The 20,362-nt window shown below is 57.2% G+C and carries 15 protein-coding genes; 11 read left to right on the forward strand and 4 right to left on the reverse strand.

Annotated elements, in window-relative coordinates; all coding sequences use genetic code 11:
• Nucleotide 1 precedes the first annotated feature (1 nt).
• Nucleotides 2-1,969: a hypothetical protein gene (locus tag HKD40_RS01910; RefSeq protein WP_169194021.1), complete on the reverse strand. Its 1,968-nt coding sequence runs from the start codon at nucleotides 1,967-1,969 to the stop codon at nucleotides 2-4.
• Nucleotides 1,970-2,051: 82 nt separating this feature from the next.
• Nucleotides 2,052-2,933 carry a hypothetical protein gene (locus tag HKD40_RS01915; RefSeq protein ID WP_169194022.1) on the reverse strand — a complete coding sequence of 294 codons (882 nt, stop codon included), beginning with the start codon at nucleotides 2,931-2,933 and terminating at the stop codon, nucleotides 2,052-2,054.
• 497 nt (nucleotides 2,934-3,430) lie between these two features.
• On the opposite strand from HKD40_RS01915, the gene HKD40_RS01920 reads away from it, so the two are divergent.
• The 8 genes from HKD40_RS01920 to HKD40_RS01955 all read left to right on the forward strand — a co-directional run bounded on the left by HKD40_RS01920 (nucleotide 3,431) and on the right by HKD40_RS01955 (nucleotide 12,577).
• Nucleotides 3,431-4,183 carry a response regulator transcription factor gene (locus HKD40_RS01920; RefSeq protein ID WP_169194023.1) on the forward strand — a complete coding sequence of 251 codons (753 nt, stop codon included), beginning with the start codon at nucleotides 3,431-3,433 and terminating at the stop codon, nucleotides 4,181-4,183.
• A 27-nt stretch (nucleotides 4,184-4,210) separates the two neighbouring features.
• On the forward strand, nucleotides 4,211-4,690 hold the full coding sequence (locus HKD40_RS01925; RefSeq protein ID WP_169194024.1) for a hypothetical protein: 480 nt from the start codon (nucleotides 4,211-4,213) through the stop codon (nucleotides 4,688-4,690).
• Nucleotides 4,691-4,778: 88 nt separating this feature from the next.
• Complete coding sequence (locus HKD40_RS01930; protein ID WP_169194025.1) at nucleotides 4,779-6,146, forward strand: GNAT family N-acetyltransferase; 1,368 nt, start codon at nucleotides 4,779-4,781, stop codon at nucleotides 6,144-6,146.
• Between the two features lie 482 nt (nucleotides 6,147-6,628).
• On the forward strand, nucleotides 6,629-7,918 hold the full coding sequence (locus HKD40_RS01935) for an ABC transporter substrate-binding protein (RefSeq protein WP_169194026.1): 1,290 nt from the start codon (nucleotides 6,629-6,631) through the stop codon (nucleotides 7,916-7,918).
• Nucleotides 7,919-8,052: 134 nt separating this feature from the next.
• Nucleotides 8,053-8,946, forward strand: coding sequence for a sugar ABC transporter permease (locus tag HKD40_RS01940; protein WP_169194027.1), 894 nt, complete (start codon nucleotides 8,053-8,055; stop codon nucleotides 8,944-8,946).
• A gap of 3 nt (nucleotides 8,947-8,949) precedes the next feature.
• Entirely contained in the window at nucleotides 8,950-9,858 is a 909-nt protein-coding gene (locus tag HKD40_RS01945; RefSeq protein ID WP_169194028.1) for a carbohydrate ABC transporter permease, read from the forward strand.
• A gap of 11 nt (nucleotides 9,859-9,869) precedes the next feature.
• The gene (gene ugpC / locus HKD40_RS01950) at nucleotides 9,870-10,931 is read left to right on the forward strand and encodes a sn-glycerol-3-phosphate ABC transporter ATP-binding protein UgpC (protein WP_169194029.1); all 1,062 of its coding nucleotides are present in this window, start codon (nucleotides 9,870-9,872) and stop codon (nucleotides 10,929-10,931) included.
• Entirely contained in the window at nucleotides 10,928-12,577 is a 1,650-nt protein-coding gene (locus HKD40_RS01955; protein WP_169194030.1) for a hypothetical protein, read from the forward strand. Before ugpC ends, HKD40_RS01955 begins: the two co-directional genes overlap by 4 nt.
• A gap of 19 nt (nucleotides 12,578-12,596) precedes the next feature.
• Here HKD40_RS01955 and HKD40_RS01960 read toward each other — a convergent pair whose 3' ends face one another.
• A complete protein-coding gene (locus HKD40_RS01960; RefSeq protein ID WP_169194031.1) occupies nucleotides 12,597-13,499 on the reverse strand; it encodes a response regulator in 903 nt (300 codons plus the stop codon).
• Nucleotides 13,496-16,666: an ATP-binding protein gene (locus HKD40_RS01965; protein ID WP_169194032.1), complete on the reverse strand. Its 3,171-nt coding sequence runs from the start codon at nucleotides 16,664-16,666 to the stop codon at nucleotides 13,496-13,498. Before HKD40_RS01965 ends, HKD40_RS01960 begins: the two co-directional genes overlap by 4 nt.
• A gap of 235 nt (nucleotides 16,667-16,901) precedes the next feature.
• On the opposite strand from HKD40_RS01965, the gene urtA reads away from it, so the two are divergent.
• From urtA to urtC, 3 genes are all read left to right on the forward strand, one after another.
• Entirely contained in the window at nucleotides 16,902-18,164 is a 1,263-nt protein-coding gene (gene urtA / locus HKD40_RS01970) for an urea ABC transporter substrate-binding protein (protein ID WP_169194033.1), read from the forward strand.
• A gap of 70 nt (nucleotides 18,165-18,234) precedes the next feature.
• Nucleotides 18,235-19,161, forward strand: coding sequence for an urea ABC transporter permease subunit UrtB (urtB, locus tag HKD40_RS01975; RefSeq protein ID WP_169194034.1), 927 nt, complete (start codon nucleotides 18,235-18,237; stop codon nucleotides 19,159-19,161).
• A 12-nt stretch (nucleotides 19,162-19,173) separates the two neighbouring features.
• Nucleotides 19,174-20,361 carry an urea ABC transporter permease subunit UrtC gene (urtC, locus tag HKD40_RS01980; protein ID WP_169194035.1) on the forward strand — a complete coding sequence of 396 codons (1,188 nt, stop codon included), beginning with the start codon at nucleotides 19,174-19,176 and terminating at the stop codon, nucleotides 20,359-20,361.
• Nucleotide 20,362: the final 1 nt, after the last annotated feature.

Genomic DNA, 20,362 nt, shown 5'->3' on the forward strand with positions numbered 1-20,362 from the left:
CTTACACCAGCATCGACTGCATTGCGTCGAGCGAGGCGTCATGGTGTGTCGGTGCGGCGATTACGCCGTCGCTGTCCCCCCAGTCGTCCCCCTCATCTGCGCCTAAGAATGCGATTGCCTCGGTGACCAAGACGTCAGGATCAAAACGCCCGCCGTCGCCCCCGGAGAGAATATCCGCCTGGATGAGGATCGCGTCCGAATAGACGACACCATCGACATAGGCGCCGGTTCCCACCGTATCGACATCAACAATTGCGGCCAGATTGATCAGAGCATTGCTGCCGGTGGTTACCTGCCAATTGGCGGTTTGATCATCCAATATCGCCGCCTGAGCGATGGCCACTTGGTCAGCATCGCCGAGCACATTGAGCTGGCGCACATAGTGCAGATCAAAAATGCTCCCGGTTACGATCAGAACCGATAGGCCGGACATTCCGGCATAATCCGCATCACTGAGAAAACCTGAAGGCATGGCGGGTCGGTCGCCATCTTCAGCGTCCTCAAGAGCTTGTTGGTAATGGGACGGCAGGCCTAAGGCCCACTCGCCCGCACCGATGTTGGAAATCGACGCGCCATTGTAGAGCAGGTTTCCTCCGGTGCTGACCGAGCCCGCATAGCCATCACCGGAGATAAAATCATCGTCTAGCAGCACATTGGATTGCACGATAAAGTTGGCGTCGTAGAGAGTGCCACCGATGATGATGAGATCGTAATAGGTGCCCAAATCGCTGAAAGACGTGATGTTTTGTGCAAGATTGGCGCCGGTCACGAAATTAGATTGGGAGCCCGTGCTGTTGAGCACATGGATATCGTTGTCATAGATGAAAGTGGCTTGAACCAGCCATTGGGCAAAAACCAGATCGCCTTGGACGACCGTCACGCTCCAATTGGAAGGACCTGCTTCAGTGTCGCCGGTGCGCGTGCTGCTAGCAATGTCGAGTTGGGAATGGGTGAAGGTCGCGACGTTTAGCGCCATGGTGGGCGGGGCCACGGAGGCGGCAATTTCACCCACGAGGGTGTCTTGGTCGCTCACGCAATTGGATTGCACGATGACGTCAAGCTGACGAACATCGCCCTGAACACCGATGACACCGGTAAGCATTCCAGAATTGCTCAACTGGGCGATGTTGACGAGCAAGTTGCCGCCCGCCATCAGATCAAGGCTGCCTTCCGTTCCGGAGGAAGTCTCGTGCTGCGCGGTTACCTCTGCGGGCTCCGGCGCATCTTTGGGCTGAAACGGTTCGGGCAAGAGATCATCAAGAAGCGGAGCCTCTTCGACCAACTCGCCATTGACGTAGATGCCGGAGAGTGTGTCGCCAGAGGCGACAAGGTGATCCGGTGCAAAATCTTCTGCAGCAATGGTCTGCTGCACCGCAACAACAAAATCCCCCATCGAGGAGACGTCGGTCGGCACATCGAGGGCGCTGAATGGATTAACAGCGACCGTGTCCGCGAGCATTTCAGCAAGTCGTGGCGTTACGGTCAGATCAACCAAGGGACGGTCAGCGCCGCCGAGATCTAAGACATCATTGTCTTCGAGGAAAATCTGCTGCTTGACGACGAAGAGGACTTCACCCGGATCAGGACCGAGGTCTGGACCCGCTTCCCGGTGAACATAGCCAATCGCGCCGCCGGGCAAGGATTTGTGTGAGGGTTCACTATCGTCCTGTTCCGCAGGACGCTTGGCAGGCTTGGGGTCGAGTTTGATCCGGGCGGGATCAATGGGTGAATGACCATAGAACTCATAGGGGTGCGGCGTGTGCTCAACACCAGGCTGGAAATACTTGATAGCATGGGGCTGGATGACATCGAGCTCGTGGAGGCGTAGCGCCTCCTCATCCGGCACTTCATTTTCGCGATAGCGAAAAGTCAGTAGCTCGTGACGTAAGCGTGCTGTCTCCTCGGAGAATTCCCAGTGACCAATGAAGTGCGCGATGATTTCGTCGTATGGCGGGAGGTAAGCGTACATGAGCGTGGCCCTTCCCTGCGCAGGCATTCAACGCAGGTCGACCTGCGCTTGCGCGCAGGTCGTAAGTACTGAACGGGGTGAATTACGCTTCGGCGTCGTCGCCACCAACGCTCGTATAGTTGTTGTTTCCACCAACTACGGAGACGTCGACCGCATTCTGCTGCAGGTTCGCACCAAGGACGATTTCCTGCGTGAATGCTGTGGAGCTTAGCGACGATGCAGCACTGGAGGCTGCCGATGCTGCGATATCGTCGCCAGCATCGATAGACCAGCCGTCTTTGCCGTCTGCATCACCGATACCGAAGCCGTCACCTGTGCTGGAGTCACCACCGGCGCTATCCCAAGTCATATCGAAGGTGCCGCCGTTATTCTGCTGCACATTGCTCAGGTTGTCATTGTCGACCAGATCGGCGATCTGATTGACCGCAAATGCGGTGTTGTGGTCACCAGTCCCGAAGGCATTGTTGAAGATGTTTTCGAAGTTAACATCGTCACCGGGATCGAAGGAGATATCGCCACCACCATTGGTCATGAAGATATTGTCGAAGTCGACGTCCTTCATATCGATGTCAGCAAAATCAGCGTCGTCAGGGACACGTGGTGTGTCCAGATCGAGGTCCACATCGACATTGACGTTCACATCAGTGGTCGATGTGTTTTCGTTGACGTTGACGTTTTCGTTGCTGCTGCCGTTCAGGTTCACATTGCCATTGAGATTGCCGTTAAGGTTCTCACTGGACGAATGCTGCCACTGGCCCTGGTCCTGACCCTGCTTCTGGTCTTGATCCTGATCTTGTTTCTGATCCTGATCTTGATCCTGTTTCTGATCTTGGTCCTGAGCTTGGGCTTCTAGCTGCGCCTGCAGCTGGGCTTGCAACTCGGCCTGCACCTGTGACTGGTCCTGGGAGGGGTCGATGGTGCTTGGAGTGTGGTGATTGTTGTTGTTTCTATTAGATCTAGTCATTTCTCGCTCCACGAGAATAACACTGTGGCGAGACCCAACTCATTTCCAAAGGGTCCATAGTCACGGTGTTGGTGACCGGCTCTGAATCAGGCACACCACAATAGGCTCCGCGAAATGATCGCAGATGGCGTAGCGTTATGTACATGAACTCAACCGAGGGCAGTAAGACGATCTCGGACAACTATCCTGAGCGTCGGTAAGACAAGCTCACCATTCCGAGGCCCACCCGGAACATCACCGTTGGAGCATCGATTTCGGGCTAGAGTTAAGACGATCTTTAAGACTAGCTAGAACGGGCTATACGGATTTTTCAGGAAATTCTTGCATCGCAAAGACTTGATTTCAGAAACCCTTTTCCAAAGTTGAGCGAGATAAGTCGTTTTAACAATTAAGACTATTTTTTATCCAAACCCTTGTAGCTATAGTCGCCCTCAAGTCTCGATGCGTAATTCTCCCCAGAGTGTGGAGACGCGCAAAGTCTGGATTGGAGGGTACAAGTGTCGCTGCTTGGAAATGTCTTCCCCAACGTGGGGTCATTGGGCCCTGCTGCGCCTCCAGACTTGGGCGAAAACACGATCATATTGGGAGTTGAAGAGGATGCGTTATTTCAGGGCTTAGCGCATGCTATGAGCTTGGCATTCCCCAATTACACGGCGCGCTTTGACGAGAAATTGGACGCGCCGCACTCGCCCTCACTCATCCTTTTGCCTTCGGACAAATCCGATAATCTGCTTTCGACGCTGGCCGCGCTCAAAGAGAAATATCCCGCCTCGATCATTGGAGTCGTGGTTGTAAACGGCAAGTCTTGCGACGAAAAAGTACTGAGCGCAGCGGCGGCACAAAACCTCGCCCATGGTGTCTTGCCCATCAGCCTGTCGCTGCGCGTTTGGCTCGCCGCTGTCTGGCTGCTGCTCAACGGCGGGCGCTATCTTCCGCCCAGCCTTTGGACGCACGCAACCGAACCCAGCTTTAGTGGACTGGACACACCGGTGCTCACGCAAGCGCCCAGTTCAATTCTCTCCCCCGCCCTGAATATCGCCCCGAACCACCTCGAAAATCTGACGATCCGTGAACGCGAAGTCCTCCGGCTTTTATCGAAGGGATTTCAAAACAAGATCATCGCCGCACGCCTAGACCTGTCGGAACACACGATTAAGATCCACGTCCACAACATCATCCGCAAGCTTGGCGTTCACAACCGAACCCAAGTGGCTTGGCTGTTCCGAAACCGATCCGACGACCCAGAGTAGGCATCACCTCAGAAGGGAAACTGCATCATGAGCACTCTCGAGAGTGCCTTACAGCGCGTCGGTCGCCTGAACTATGTCTGGACCAATACCGAGAGCCTGTTCATCTACCTGATCGCCCATCTGCTTGGCGCATCGAAGGACGGCGCGATCATCGTCTTTCTGACCCTCAACACCACGCGGGCGCGGCTCGACCTCCTGCAGCGCTTGGCCAAACTCCCCGCAGTCGATCCGGATGACCGGCAGGCTGTGCTGTCCATCACAGATCGCCTCGGAAAAGAAAGCGCGCTTCGCAACAAGTTCAACCACTGCATCTACTCTTTCGATCGAGATGGCGCGATCACCACGCAGCTGATGCGCATTTCCGATCTTCATGACGATATTCGCTATGGGAAAACAGAGGCTTTGGATGACGCCGAGCTCAAGCGCATCGACGCGGCCATAAGCAGAATTGTGGCGGTCAACAAGGCGATCTTAGCCTTCATCCAAGCCAAAGGGATTAGCTATTGACCCCGCTAAGGGCATACCCCCATCGGACTAGCTACTAAGCAGCAAATCGGTTGCGACGTAATATTCCCTAAACCCAAGGGGAAACGCGATGCTGGTCACGGCCATTTCCACCACCACCGAATTGTCCGCACTCGAGGGCGAGTGGAATAGGCTCTATGCGCAAGATCCCCATGCGCATTATTTCCTCTCCTATGGTTTCATGCGCGATTGGCTGGTGGCTCTTGAAGGCGGCTGGCAGGTTTTGATCGCCCGCAACACGGCCGAAGGGGAGATTGTCGCCCTCCTCCCCTTGAGGTTCCGCCTGCGCACGCTGCCCTCGGGAAGATTCTATGTCACCTTGCTGATGGCCGGGAACTATGGCGCTGATTATACGGGGCTGATTTGCCGTCCGCAGGAGACGCGTCATGTTATCCCCGCGCTGGCCAAGGCAATCCGACACCTCGATTGGCAAGAGCTAGACTTCGACTACATCCAGGCCGCCGACCCGCGCTACGAGAAACTGCTCGATGAGTTTTCCGCTCGGCGATTTGACCGGACAGCAGGCGTGCGGACCAATGAGGAGCACACCAATAACCTCCTGTGTCCTGTCGTCACTCTGCCAGCAACCTTCGACGAGCATCTCGGCCAGCTCAGCGCCAATATGCGCCAAAAGCTGCGCCGCCTCTTGCGCACACTCGACGATCAGAATTCGGTCGAAATCACCTATCCGACCGCCGAGACATTTAACGCCGCCTATGACCAACTGGCCCAATTCTGGTGGCAAAAATGGTCCCACAAGAAGGGAGCAGAACGCTCGCAAAGCATCTTGCGGACCAATCGGCGGATTACCTTCAATGCCCTACAGGCGGGGTCGCTTTATATGCCGCTGCTGACGGTAGACGGACGGCTCGTTGCTGGGCTCATCACCTTTCTCGACCCGGTGCGCGGCACCGCCAATTTCTTTATGACAGGTCGCGACGAAAGCTATGAAGGCCCCTCGCCCGGCCTCTTGCTCCACGCCTTTTCCATTAGGGAGATGATCAGTCGCGGCTACCGCGAGTATAATTTCCTGCGTGGCGACGAACCCTACAAACTGCTCTTCGGCCCCAAGCTGGAACAGCTCCAATGCGTGCGCGTCAAGCGACGCAAATCCAGTGGGATGTTACCGCAAGCCGTGCTTGATCGCGCCGCGGTATTGGCAACTGCCGCGCACCAGAAATCGCGCTTCAAACAAGCGGCCGCCGGCTATACCCAAATCCTGCAATCGGCACCCAATACCGTCAATATCCTCTATAGGCTCGGACAATTATATGAGCAGACGGGACATGAGGATGCTGCCTATCTGACCTATGCAAAAGCCGCCCAATTGGTGCCCCGCAACCAAATGCTGAAAGACCGGCTCACCCGGCTTCGCCCCGCCCCCCATACCATGCCGCCTTCCGCGGCACTGAGCGCCCCATCACGCGACGCGAACTAGCAAAAAGCGCCATTTTACTTGGCCGGGTTTTGGCGTCCATCTTTGCGCTTGACTTGTATGGAAGGCGGCGCAATGTTGCGGTATCTGAGCAGGATATTCCTCTCAGGATCGGCCGGAGACGCGTCATGGACCTTTTGGGTCCAGCCAGGGTATGTGGTCAAGCGCGAGCTACGCGGTACGTCTGCTGTCGGACCGATGAGTAACGGACAGCTGCTCGTATCGACCTTCTGAGTTGCCTGCGAAGTAACAACCGTGCGGTCGCGGTTGGCGGGCACTACCGTTCCCTGCACCGCAGTTTGTCCCTGATAGACAGCGAGAGAACGGTTCGGCATCAGCCCACCTCCCTCTCCCCGAGACTAAAAATGAGCCAGAACCGTTCGGGCATTCTGGCGTGAGGAATTTAGAGGTACGTAACTCATGATTTCCGGGACTGGTTTGGAGGAACCACCCAGAGATCAGAAGAATGTTCTAGGGAGGAACACATGAGCAGACTTTCAAGACGCACATTCTTGGGCGCTTCGGGCTCAGTTTTGGCGCTCGCGGCGATGGGCCGTCCGGCCTTTGCGCAAAGCGCTGACATCCGCCATTTCTGGTGGGGCAATCCAGAGCGCGACAAACGCACTTTAGCCGTCATCGACATATTCAATGGCAAGAATCCGTCGATCAAGGTCTCCGGTGAGACCCTTGGTTTTGCGGACTATTTCACCAAGCTGACCACGCAGATTGCGGGCGGCAACATGCCGGACGTGATACAGCAAGGTTACGGGGTTTTGTTCGAATACATCGCCAATGGTGCGGTGGTTCCGCTGGATGAGTTCGTAGGCAAGAGCCTCGATATTTCCAAGATCGACCAGAGCGCAATCGACGCCGGTACTGTGGACGGGAAATTCTACGCCCTCTCCATCGGCGCCAACAGCCATATGGCGGTCTATAATACCCGCCTCTTTGAAGAAGCTGGGATCAAGGTGGGCGAAGACTTCGACCCTTATGGCTACACCTATGACCAACTCGCAGAGATCGCGGCCGAGGTGAAGAAGGCAACCGGCGTTCCAGGCACTGACGACAACACGGCCGACTATCAGAATTTTTCCGACTTCACGGTCCAAAAGGGTGCCAACCTCTATAATGAGGACAGCTCCTACGGCCCAACGCAGGAAATCGTCGAAGAATACTTTGCGACCTGGGAGAAAATCCGCAATGCGGGTGGCACGCCAGCAGGTGCTGAAAGCGCAGGCCTGTCGGGCGTTTCTGACCTCGCAGCCCAGGGCGTGGTCACCGGCAAGTCGGCCATGACCTATTTGTGGTCCAACCAATTGGTCGGCATTCAGGGCCTGATGCAAGATGCACTCGGCTGCGCCATGTATCCGAACACGGCAGAAATGCGTCCGGGGTCTGTCGTGCAGCCCAGCCAGTTCGTCTGCCTGACACGCGACAGCAAGAACCCAGAAGCTGCCACCGCCTATATGAGTGCCTTCGTCAACGATCTCGACATGACCAAGATCCTTGGCTTGGAGCGCGGTATTCCGAGCCAATCTGATGTGCGCGCTGCATTGCAGCCGCAGCTTTCAGAAGTTGAAGCCCGCTCGGTCGAGTTCTTTGACAAAATCCAAGGCAAGACCGCAGCGCTGACCGCCCCACCGCCGAGTGGCTCGGGCGAAGTCGAACAGACCTTTGAGCGCCTTGCCGTCGGCGTCTTGCTCGGAGAGCGCTCGATTTCAGAAGTGGCTTCCGACTTCGTCTCCCAGGCTCAGGCCATTCTCCGGCGCGCCTGACGCCTGAACCCGTCCGGCGCCTCTCTCCCGTGGCGCCGGCTTCTCCGGGAGATGCTGCAGCTCTGCCACTGGTCACGGGCAGGTGCTGCAGCCTTCCTGAGCCTTTGCACGAAGCGCTATCGAGGACTGAACTGGTGCAGAAATTCTTCGCCCGCAACTTTGCTGGCTACGCCTTCCTAACGCCTTGGCTGATCGGCTTCTTCCTCCTGTCGATCGGGCCCATTCTGGCCTCGTTCTATCTCGGCTTCACCAAGTACAATGTGGTGCGTCCACCGCAGTGGATCGGCCTCGATAACTACGCCTATATGCTGAAATTTGATCAGCGGTTCTGGAAAGCCCTGCAGGTCACCTTCACCTTCGTTGTCGTGTCTGTGCCGCTCAAGCTGATCTTCGCCCTCGGCGTGGCAATGGCGCTCGATAAGGGCATTCGCGCCATAGGCTGGTATCGGGCGCTGTTTTACCTACCATCCATTCTCGGCGGCTCTATCGCCGTGGCCATCCTATGGCGGCAGCTGTTCAACTATGATGGCGTCATCAACTCTGCCTTGAGCCTTATCGGTATCGACGGCCCCTATTGGCTCTCCGATCCAAAGTTTTCGCTCTGGACGCTGGTGGTCCTCGCCGTTTGGCAGTTCGGCTCCCCCATGCTGATTTTTTTGGCGGGCCTTCGCGCCATTCCGCAGGAGCTTTATGAAGCCGCAGAGATCGACGCGGCCAGCCCAAGCAAGAAGTTCTTCGCCATTACCGTGCCACTCCTCGCCCCCGTGATCTTCTTCAATCTCGTCTTGCAGATGATTGAGGCTTTTAAGAGCTTTTCCGGAGCTTTCATCATTTCTGGCGGCACCGGCGCGCCTTTGGACAGCCTACTTTTCTTCACGGTCTATCTTTACAATGAAGCTTTCAGCTTCCTTCGCATGGGCTATGCCTCGGCGCTGGCCTGGGTTCTGCTGCTGATCATTGCTCTATTCACCGCCATCGCCTTCTGGACCTCCAAATATTGGGTCCACTACGAAAATGAGAGGGGTTGAGCCATGAGCATGACTGCGACACTGCCTCAATCGACAAGCACGACTTCCGAAATCGCCCGCGCCTATCGCGTTGAAAAGGCCAAACGGGCAAAACGCGCCGCGCTGCTCAAGCACGTGTTCCTGATCGCAACCTCGCTGATCATGATCTATCCGCTACTGTGGATGCTCGCATCCTCACTCAAGCCGGATAATCAGATTTTTGGTGATCTGGGGCTGTGGCCGCGCGAGTTCCGCTGGGACAATTATACCAAGGGTTGGAACGCCCTGCCCGTCAGCTTTACGACCTTCTTCTGGAACTCCACCGTCGTGACCGTCCTCTCGGTCATCGGTAATGTCATCTCGTGCTCTTTCGCCGCCTATGCTTTCGCCCGGCTCGAATTCTCCGGCAAAACCATATGGTTCAGCCTGATGATGATGACCCTGATGATCCCCTATCACGTGGTTCTCATCCCCCAGTATCTCCTCTTCCTACAGCTGGGATGGGTCGACACCTATCTGCCGCTGATCGTGCCGAAATTCCTCGCAGGAGAAGCCTTCTTCATCTTCCTGATGATCCAGTTTTTCCGCCAGCTTCCGCGCGAACTTGACGAAGCGGCCATGATCGACGGTTGCTCGCCGTTCAAAATCTATTGGGCGATCATCATGCCCCTGTCGCTCCCTGCCATGGCGACAGCGGCGATCTTCTCGTTCATCTGGACGTGGGAGGATTTCCTGGGACCACTGGTCTATCTCAATGATCAGGCCGACTATACCGTCCCCTTAGCGCTGCGCAGTTTCATCAGCTCTGATGGGGTCAGCCAATATGGCGCGATGTTCGCCATGTCGATCCTCTCCATCCTGCCCATCCTGTTGTTCTTCATTATCTTCCAGCGTCTCATCATTCGCGGCATCGCGATGAGCGGACTGAAATAAGGCGTCTGACCATGGCCTCTGTCACCCTCAGCGAAGTCCGCAAAGCCTATGGCAATATGGAAGTGATCCACGGCATTGATCTGGCCATTGAAGATGGTGAGTTTCTGGTGCTGGTCGGTCCCTCTGGATGCGGCAAGTCTACCCTGCTGCGCATGATTGCGGGGCTGGAAGAGATTACCGATGGAACGGTCGCTATTGGCGATCGGATCGTCAACGACCTCTCAGCCAGCCAGCGCAACCTCTCCATGGTGTTCCAGTCCTATGCGCTCTATCCGCATATGAGCGTGCGCAAGAACCTTGCCTTCGGCCTATCCAATTTGAAGATGCCCAAGGATGAGATCGAGCGGCGCGTGGCGGACGCGGCCAGAATTCTCCAGATCAACGAATTGCTTGAGCGCAAGCCTCGCCAGCTCTCCGGCGGGCAAAAGCAGCGCGTTGCCATCGGGCGGGCCATCGTCCGTGAGCCGCAACTGTTTCTCTTCGACGAGCCGCTCTCCAACCTCGACGCTGAGCTGCGCGTGCAGATGCGTGTCGAACTGGCCAATCTCTACAATCGCCTGCGCACCACCATGATCTATGTGACCCATGATCAGACCGAAGCGATGACCATGGCGACACGCATCGCCGTGTTGAGCAAGGGCAATCTTGAGCAGATCGGCACGCCGCACGAGCTTTACAACAGACCACGAAACCTCTTCGTTGCCGGGTTCATCGGTTCACCGAAGATGAATTTTTTCAATGGCGTAGCTGGCAATGCAGGGATAGAGCTCGAGAAGATCGGTCAAGTGAATGTTACACTTCCGCAGGCCGGAGCTGTCACTGTAGGCATTCGTCCCGAGCATATCGAGATTGGCGCTACCGGCGCCTTGTCGGTCGAGGGCGATATTACGCTGGTCGAATATCTCGGAAGCGAGGTTTTTCTCCACCTCTCCCTACCAGGCAACAATAGTGTTCTGGTTCAAGCGCCTGGCAACGCGCCGCACAAGCGCGGCGAAAAGCTGACGATTTCATTCTCGCCCGCTGACATGCATTTCTTTGATGTCGACGGGCTGCGCATTGAGAGCGTGTTGTGACCCTCTCTCTGCTTGAGACGTTGCGTTCATCGCCATTGGCCGACCGGCTGGGGCCACTGCCCCGTGCCGAGCATCAGCAACTGCTTGAGGAATGGCAAAAGTCGGGCGTCAATTTTGTCTCCTCGTCGGAGCGGCTCACCGCGCGATATGAGCAAGCGGTGCGCGAACTGTTTGACTGCATTGGACCCGCTGCCGACGACACGCCTATTTTGCACGAGGGCGGGATTTATCACGGCTGCTGGCTCGAAAGCACGGGCACGATCAATGCCGAAATTCTCTCGCGCTTTCTGCCGAGCATCGCGCAGGCAACCTTTTCGGCCTTTGCCCGTCATCAGCGCGATGATGGTCTCTTTCCCTATAAAATGACGGCTGCGACTGGCCCGAAATTTAGCCAGATCCAGCTGGTATCGCCACTGGCGCGCAGCGTTTGGACCCACGCGCGCCTCAATAGACCTGACACTGAATGGCTACGCACCATGTATGAGGCGATGGCACGTTACGATGCCTGGATCGCGGAGTACCGCGATACGCGTGGGACCGGAGGCGTCGAGGCGTTTTCGACCTACGACACAGGGCATGACCTGTCTTCGCGCTTCTGGCACGTGGCCGATAGTCCGTTTCAAAACGACCCAACGCGCTTTGATGCAGACAGTCCAATCTTGCCCTTTATCGCCCCCGATCTGACTGCCAATATTGCCTGCCAGCGGCATTACCTTGGGGCCATTGCGGCGACATTGGGCGAGAATGCCGATGCATGGGCGAGCAAGGCCGCTGCCAGCACTGACGCGCTGTTCCGAGAGTGTTTTGATGACGAGGATGCCCTGTTCTACGACAAGGACCGCAATGACCGGCACGTTCGCATTCAATCGGATGTGCTGCTGCGGGTCCTTGCCTGTGAGATCGGCGATGGTGACCTCTTCCGCACGGCGTTGACGCGCTATTTGCTGAATACGCGAAAATTCTTCGCGCGGTTTCCGCTCACATCCGTCGCGCTCGATGATCCGCGCTTTGACCCCAATCCGGGTCAAAATAGTTGGAATGGTCCCACCAATTTCCTTACGCTGATCCGCACGCCGCATGCTTTCGAGCATCATGGGCACCACACGGAGCTGACATGGATCATGCAGCCTGTGCTCGACGCGCTGATCCATGCAGAGCGCTTCCCGCAGACGCTCAATCCCTATACAGGCGCAGCGGGATTTACCGAAAAATACTCCCCGGCCATTCTGTGCCTTCTTGATTTTCTGGAGCGCACGTGCGGGATCGCGCCAAGACCGGATGGCTCCGTCTGGTTCACGAGCCTTCTCCCCAAACCGACCATGCATCAGCATCAGACTTGGGACACTGCCTATAGCAGAGTGATCGACGGCGTCACCTACGAGCTGATCAATCTAGCGCAGGGCAGCGAGATCTATCGGAACGGCGCGTTGCACGTCCGTACGCCAGCGGGGCTGCGCGTTTGCCTTGATCGGAGCGGCGCGCTCCTCAGCGTAATCGGCGTTGCGGCCAGAACGGTGGTTGAGACTATTTGGTACCGCGGCGCGGAGATCGCCATCAATGCCGCGGCGAACCAAGAGCTCGCCTTCGAGGGTGCAGCATTCAACACCACGCGTGACCCGGGCATGGTCCTGCCGCAGTATGACTGAACCGCTCTAGCGGCGCGGATCAATCCCACAGCACGCGGACCGACATGGTTGCGGCAGCCGTGCGATTTTCAATGCCGAGCTTTTCGAAAATCTGCTCAAGGTGCTTGTTCACCGTTCGCGGGGAGAGCTGCAGGATTTCAGCGATTTCCTTGTTGGATTTGCCATGGGTCAGCCAAAGCAGCACCTCCGCTTCGCGCAGGCTGATCCCGAAGGCAGCGGCAAGGCGTTCCTCGCCCGTGCCAATGGCGCGATCGATCAGGCGGAGCAGCACGGCCCCCTCGTTGCCGCGCTCCATGATCCGGAATTCAACCTCGCGGTCAAAACGCCGGTAGAGCCGCGCGGTGCTTTCACTGCCTTCACTGTCAACCAGCCATTGCTTCAATTCCCAGGGGAGCGCAGCGCCTTCATCGGACCGTAGGCCGATACGGGTCAGCAATTCCTGCGCCTGCGGGGTGGCCCAAGCGATGGCCCCATCGCGACCAACGGCAGCAATGGGTCGGCCGATGGCGTCGAGAGCATCGCGCGCTGAGCGCGTTTTGCGCGAATTTGCCAAGTGAACGCGCATGCGCGCGAACAATTCGTTCAAGACAATGGGTTTGGGAACGAAATCAACGCCGCCACAGGCGAGAGCCTTGACAACATGTTCGCTATCATTGCGACCGGTCATGAAGACCACAGGTAAGTCAGCATACCCCATTTCCGACTTGAGCACGCGGCACACCTCAAACCCATCCATGCCCGGCATCATAGCATCGAGCAGAATGATATCCGGCCGAGTCTGGCCGACCAAGGACAAGGCGGCTCGCCCATCCACGGCTTTCAGAGGTGCCATGCCCTCAAATTCCAAGGCATCAAAGAGCATGGACAGCGTTTCGGGCTGGTCGTCGACAATCAGGACTTTAGGCGCGCTCGGCGTCATCATCTGATCAGCGTATCCTCAATGTTTGGCGGGAGTGCTTCGTCGGCTTCGATCCATTGCAGGGCCAGCGTTGCGCCGATCTGCTGGACGAGATCGTCAATCTTGAACGGCTTGATGTGATAGCCGTCATAAAGCGAGCTATGCTCGGACTGACGCCTGTCGGTTCCAGCATCGGCGGAAATCATGATGATTGGCAATCGTTTCATGATATCGCCGCGCAGTTTTCGCGCAACTTGCCACCCATTTTGCCCCGGCATGGACACATCCAGCAAAAGCAGGTCTGGCCTGTGCTTTCGTACCGCCCGCAAACACTCAATGCCATCGGCGACGGTTGACACCTCAAACCCCAGCCCGCCGAGCAGGTCGGTGAGGAGTTCGCGCTGGGCCGGATCATCGTCAGCCACTAGAATCGAACGACGCGGACCGTAGTACCCGGTGATGCGAATAGTAGAATGCTTGGGCTCGTCTGGCATCCAAGTCGAAGACAATAACATGCGCATTGTAAAGCACGTCCCGACGCCCGGCTCGCTGCGCACTGTCAGTTCCCCGCCCATAATCTCGACGAGCAATTTGGTGATGGTCAGACCCAGTCCCGTTCCGGGCTGCGGCTCTGCGCCAGGAGGATAGCTGCCCCGTTGGAAGGGAAGAAAAACCTGCTCCAATTCGTCGGCGGCTATGCCGATGCCGGTATCGATAATTTCAAAAGTCGCAATCTGGCTCCGGTAGCTGATGCGTAAGGTCACCGAGCCCTGCTGGGTGAATTTTATGGCATTGGAGAGGAGATTGATGAGGATCTGTCTCAGGCGCTTCTCATCAGTGTAGACATAGCCGGGGATCGGGGTCTGCTGATCAAAGATGAAGTCGATCCCCTTCTCCCGTGCCTGCAGGGAGAACATCTCGACCATTTGGTGGATATTGGCAGGCAGCGCCGTTTTGTCGCGAAACAGATACAGCTTGCCGGCCTCGATCTTGGAAATATCGAGAAGCCCCTCAATAAGCCCCGACAAATGCTCGCCCGAGCGCAGGATTGTGCGAGCGGCTCGCGTCACCATGGGTTGCTCCTCGCGCTGCCGTTCAAGCAATTGGGCGTAGCCAAGAATGGAATTGAGCGGCGAGCGCAACTCGTGGCTCAGTCCCGTCACATAGCGCGATTTCGCCAAATTGGCGGATTCAGCGGCTTCTTTCGCCCGCTGTAACTTGCGGTCGGTTTCTTGATGCGCCTCGATCTCCTCCACCAGTAAGGCGGTATGGCGCCGTGCCTCTTCTTCGGCGAAGTCACGACTCTCGCGGTTGAGGACAAAAAGCCAGATAACAATACCCGTGATAATGAAGAAAACGACGAACAGTTTTGTCAGAATTGAATCGATGGCCGCGCGTGCCAAAAGCCCATCCAGCGTGGCCTGATAGGCGAACACCATCAGAACGGCCGCCATCAGCGCCCCAACGATTGCCATTAGGAACAGATAGTGCCCCAGCCTGCTGCGGAGGGCGCGGGCAATGGGCGCGGGAAAGAGTTTTGTGACCACGGTCGAGAGTTGATCAGAAATTCGAGCATCGGTCTTGCAGCGGTCGCCGCAACGGGCATCGAGCGAGCAACACAATGAGCAGATCGGGCCGCCGTAAACAGGGCACCGAGCCATATCTTCGGGCTCAAAGCTGTGCTCACAGACGTGACACTGAATGGGTTCACCGCTGCGCGCCGAAAGCTCACTCTCGCGCGCGATATAATAACGCCCACCGGTTAGCAGCGCGATGATCGGCACAAAGACCATGGCCGACACCAGAGCGACATAGGAATAGAGCGCAGCCGCTACGTCTCCGAACACGCCCAAATAGGACAAGACAGCCAAAGCCACCGCAATCAGCATCGAGCCAAAGCCAACTGGATTGATGTCATAGAGGTGGGCGCGCTTAAACTCGATATGGCGGGGCGACAGTCCGAGCGGCTTGCATATCACGAGATCCGCGACAATCGCCCCAAGCCAGGCAATGGCGAGAATGGCGTAAAGCCCGAGGATTTGCTCAAGCGCTCGATAGATGCCGAACTGCATTAGCATCAGGCCAATCAAGACGTTAAAGACCACCCAGACCACCCGGCCCGGATGGCTATGGGTCAGGCGCGAGAAAAAGTTCGACCACGCGATCGACCCTGCATAGGTATTGGTGACGTTGATCTTGAGCTGGCAGACGACAACAAAAATGCCTGTCGCGGCAAGCGCGAGTTCGGGGCTGGCCAGCATCAGCCCAAAGACCACGAGATACATTTGCGTGGGTTCGGCAGCACTCTCGAAGGCGACCCCATGGCGGAAGGCGTAGTAGGCCAAGAACGATCCAGCCATGACCTTGATGCCACCGATGATGATCCACCCCGGACCGGCGCCGATGAGCGCTATCCACCAGGTCAGGCGGTTTTTGTGCGTCGAGCGCGGGAGAAACCGCAAATAGTCCACCTGCTCGCCAATTTGAGCGACCAGCGCAAACATGACCGCCGACGCCGCGCCGAACAGCGAGAGATTAAAACTCCCGTCCAACTCGCCCATTAGACCGGTATAGCCGGTCCATTCCCGCACCGACGGCATGCTTTGTGCGCCGATGAAGACAAAGGGCAGGATTTGCAGAACCAGCCAGAACGGCTGGGTCCACATTTGGAACCGGTTGATCAGTGTGATCCCATAGGTCACGAGTGGAATAGCGACGAGCGCGCTGACAAAATAGCCAATGGTCAGCGGCAGTCCGAAGCAGAGTTCCAGCGCCGTCGCCATAATGGCCGCTTCAATGGCAAAGAAGATGAAGGTGAAGCTGGCATAGATCAGCGAGGTTATGGTTGAGCCGAGATAGCCAAAGCCAGCGCCGCGGGTTAGCAAATCGATGTCGACGCCGTATTTGGCAGCGTTATAGACGATGGGTATGCCCATCAGAAAAATGATCAGGCAGGTTGTGAGCACGGCCCAAGCGGTGGTGTGGAAGCCGTAGTTAAGCGTCAGCGCCCCGCCTATCGCTTCAAGGGCCAAAAAAGATGCGGCGCCTATCGCTGTGTTGGCGATGCGTGCAGGCGACCAGCGACGCACCTTCTGTGCGGTAAAGCGCAGGGCAAAGTCTTCCAGCGTCTGATTGGCGACCCACTTATTGTAGGTCCGCCGTACCCGCGTCACTTTCGGATGCGCCGTCATCGTTTCTCCCAACCGAGCGCCCCCACCGCGTTCGGGTATCGTGCCATTCGCATTTCATCGTAGTCGCGAGGGTATCGTCCCTCAGATCGCTCGCGACATAACGCAGACTAGGGGGAAATCTCGCGCACTGGAATACGTCAAATGCCCCGTTGAGAGGCAAAGCAATAAAATGCCCAATCCTTGCTCAGTTGCTGGTGAAACCCGCCGCAGCCGCGAACAGGGACAGGGCATTTCAATGACTGATGCAACGGGCCAAGGCCCCTTCAATCTCAACCGCCGCAAACTCTTGGCGGCAATGGCAACCATTCCAGCGCTGGGCATGCTGGGCTCCACGCGCGTTTTCGCCGACACATCGACGGCCGCAGTCAATACCAGCGGCCTCGCCGTCACCGATACAGATGTGACCGTGGGCATCCTCCACTCGGTGACCGGCACCATGGCGATTTCCGAGACCGGTTCGGTGCAGGCGGAAATACTTGCCATCGAGCAAATCAACGCCGCTGGCGGCGTTCTCGGTCGCCAGATCAAGTATATTCAGGAAGACGGCGCCTCCGACTGGCCAACATTTGCCGAGAAGGCCAAGAAACTGCTCGTACAGGACAAGGTAGCCTCCGTCATGGGCTGCTGGACCTCGGCATCGCGCAAGGCAGTGCTGCCCGTCTTCGAACAATACAACGGCATGCTCTACTACCCCACCTTCTACGAAGGTCTCGAAGAGAGCCCGAACGTTATTTATACCGGCCAGGAGGCAACCCAGCAGATCCTTGCGGGCATTGATTGGGTGGTCGACACCAAGGGCGCAAAGAGCTTCTACCTGTTGGGCTCCGACTATATCTGGCCGCGCACCTCCAACAAGATTGCCCGCAAGCATATCGAGATGAAGGGGCTCAAGGTCGTCGGCGAGGAATATTACCCGCTCGAACATACCCAGTTCAATTCGGTCATCAACAAGATCAAGCTGACCAAGCCAGACGTCATCTATGCCATCGTCGTTGGGGGCTCAAATGTGGCCTTCTACAAGCAGCTCAAGGCCGCAGGTATCGACCTCACCAAGGAAGCGCCACTGCTGCTCACCATTTCGGTGACGGAAGACGAAATCCTCGGCATCGGTGGCGAGAACATCGTCGGCGCCTATGCCGCGATGAAGTACTTCCAATCGATCGAGAACGACAACAATGCCGCCTTCGTCAAGGCGTTCAAGGAGCGCTGGGGCGACGGCATCGTCATCGGCGACGTGACGCAAGCGGCCTACCTTGGCCCATGGCTCTGGAAGGCCGCGGTCGAGCGTGCTGGCAGCTTTGACATCGATAAAGTGCGCGAAGCATCGCCGGGCATAGAACTGACCACCGCCCCGGAAGGCTACGTCAAGGTTCACGACAACCACCACCTCTGGAGCAAGTTGCGCATCGGACACGCCCGCACCGACGGGCAGTATGACGTTGTCTACGAAACCGCCGACCTGATGGAACCCGATCCGTTCCCAGAAGGCTACCAATAAGCCGATTTTCTGACGCCAACGGCGGTCCCTTTCGGGGCCGCCAAACTCTCCATCAATCAGCGAGGCGCAAATGATCGGTGATTACACATATGACCAATTCTTCTCGATCCTGGCGATGCAGGGCTTTGCCGGGCTGAGCTTGTTTTCGGTCTTCGTGCTTATGGCGCTGGGCCTAGCCATCATCTTCGGACAGATGGGCGTCATCAACATGGCGCATGGCGAATTCATGATCCTGGGTGCCTATACCACTTGGGGCGTCAGCCTTTTCGTCACCAGTTTCGCCCCCGCCCTATTCCCAGTCTATTTCTTTATAGCCATGGCCTTGGCCTTTTGCGCCAGCTTTACGCTGGGGGTTTTGGTGGAATGGTCGATGATCCGGCATCTCTATCGGCGCCCGCTCGACACTCTGCTCGCAACCTGGGGGCTCAGCCTCATTCTGCAACAGCTCTATCGCACCGTGTTTGGTGCGCGCGAAGTGGGTGTTACCCTGCCCGACTGGATGATGGGATCGCTTCCCCTCACCGATATCATCGAAGTGCCGATCAATGGCCTCTTCGTCATGGGCCTGACGACACTGATCGCCACGAGCGTTTTCCTGCTGATGTTCAAATCCCGTTGGGGCAAGCAAGTGCGTGCCGTGACACAGAACCGGGTGATGGCGGGGGCTGTTGGCATTGACACCAAGCGGGTCGATCGTCTGACCTTTGGTCTTGGGTGCGGCATTGCCGGTGTCGCAGGATCGGCCTTCACCATGATCGGTTCGACCGGCCCAACCTCCGGCCAGCTCTATATCGTCGATACCTTCCTTGTCGTCGTTTTCGGCGGCGCTGCCAGCCTTCTCGGCACCATTGCCTCCGCTTTCGCCATTAGCCAGGCCCAATCGACAATGGAGTTTTTCCTGTCGGGCTCCATGGCCAAGGTCCTCACCTTGCTGACCGTGGTCGGCATTTTGATGCTGCGCCCGCAGGGGCTGTTCACTCTCAAAATTCGTCGCTGAAGGAGCACTCTTATGTCACTCGCGACCTCTGCATCCAAACGCCCCATAAACAAAGACCTTCTCGCCTTTGCAGTCATCGCTGCGCTGCTGCTGGTGGTTTTGCCCCTAACGCTCGATCTCTTCCGCCTCAACCTCGTCGGCAAATACCTGACCTATGCCTTCGTCGCCGTAGGGCTCGTTCTGTGCTGGGGCTTAGGGGGCATTTTGAGCCTCGGCCAAGGCATCTTCTTTGGCCTTGGCGGCTACTGCATGGCCATGTTCCTCAAGCTTGAGGCGTCATCTCCGGAAAACACCGCCATCCAATCGACACCGGGCATCCCCGATTTCATGGATTGGAATCAGGTGACCGAGCTGCCCTGGTGGTGGGTGCCATTCCAATCTTTCCCCGTGGCAATCCTTGCGATCATCGTCGTGCCGACAGTGTTTGCCTACATCATCGGCGCGGCCATGTTCAAACGCCGGGTCGGCGGGGTCTACTTCGCCATCATCACCCAGGCCATCGCCGCCATTCTGACCATTCTGATCGTGGGGCAACAGGGTTATACGGGTGGCATCAACGGCATGACCGACCTGCGAACCCTGCTCGGGTGGGATATCCGCACCGACAGCGCCAAATTCATCCTCTATTTCGTCAATGCAGCGCTGCTGCTGGGCGTTATCCTGATCGCTCTTTACGTCAAAGGCTCCAAGGTCGGCCGCCTCCTGATCGCTATGCGCGACAAGGAGGATCGGGTGCGGTTCTCGGGCTATGACGTCGCCAATTTCAAGATTTTCGTCTTCTGCCTCGCTGCTGCCTTCTCGGCCATTGGTGGCGCCATGTTCGCCCTCCAGGTCGGCTTCATGTCGCCTTCCTTTGTCGGCATCGTTCCATCCATCGAAATGGTGATCTTCTGCGCTGTCGGCGGACGCCTGTCGATCTTCGGCGCGGTCTATGGAGCGCTGCTCGTAAACTGGGCAAAGACGACGTTCTCCGAGAGCTTTCCCGAACTCTGGCTCTTTGCCATGGGCGGCCTCTTCATTGCCGTAGTCATGGCCTTCCCCAACGGATTGGCCGGCATTTGGAAGAGCTACGTCAAGCCGATTTGGGCCCGCCTGCGGGAGCGTCCGCGCCCGGCTCCAACTGTCCCCATCACGGCGGCGCCGGTGCCCCAGCCCGTGGCCTCCATAGCTCCCATCCCCTCTCAAGCTGCAGCAGAATAGG

The sequence above is a fragment of the Devosia sp. MC1541 genome, from assembly GCF_012847305.1.
In the GTDB taxonomy this organism is placed as follows: Bacteria; Pseudomonadota; Alphaproteobacteria; order Rhizobiales; family Devosiaceae; genus Devosia.

What these genes read in the sequence shown, in the direction of transcription:
- HKD40_RS01930 (WP_169194025.1), top strand. Translation starts at nt 4,779, where the DNA reads ATGCTGGTCACGGCCATTTCCACCACCACCGAATTGTCCGCACTCGAG.
- urtA (WP_169194033.1), top strand. Translation starts at nt 16,902, where the DNA reads ATGACTGATGCAACGGGCCAAGGCCCCTTCAATCTCAACCGCCGCAAA.
- HKD40_RS01960 (WP_169194031.1), bottom strand. Translation starts at nt 13,499, where the DNA reads ATGATGACGCCGAGCGCGCCTAAAGTCCTGATTGTCGACGACCAGCCC.
- urtB (WP_169194034.1), top strand. Translation starts at nt 18,235, where the DNA reads ATGATCGGTGATTACACATATGACCAATTCTTCTCGATCCTGGCGATG.
- urtC (WP_169194035.1), top strand. Translation starts at nt 19,174, where the DNA reads ATGTCACTCGCGACCTCTGCATCCAAACGCCCCATAAACAAAGACCTT.
- HKD40_RS01945 (WP_169194028.1), top strand. Translation starts at nt 8,950, where the DNA reads ATGAGCATGACTGCGACACTGCCTCAATCGACAAGCACGACTTCCGAA.
- HKD40_RS01915 (WP_169194022.1), bottom strand. Translation starts at nt 2,933, where the DNA reads ATGACTAGATCTAATAGAAACAACAACAATCACCACACTCCAAGCACC.
- HKD40_RS01935 (WP_169194026.1), top strand. Translation starts at nt 6,629, where the DNA reads ATGAGCAGACTTTCAAGACGCACATTCTTGGGCGCTTCGGGCTCAGTT.
- ugpC (WP_169194029.1), top strand. Translation starts at nt 9,870, where the DNA reads ATGGCCTCTGTCACCCTCAGCGAAGTCCGCAAAGCCTATGGCAATATG.
- HKD40_RS01965 (WP_169194032.1), bottom strand. Translation starts at nt 16,666, where the DNA reads ATGACGGCGCATCCGAAAGTGACGCGGGTACGGCGGACCTACAATAAG.
- HKD40_RS01925 (WP_169194024.1), top strand. Translation starts at nt 4,211, where the DNA reads ATGAGCACTCTCGAGAGTGCCTTACAGCGCGTCGGTCGCCTGAACTAT.
- HKD40_RS01910 (WP_169194021.1), bottom strand. Translation starts at nt 1,969, where the DNA reads ATGTACGCTTACCTCCCGCCATACGACGAAATCATCGCGCACTTCATT.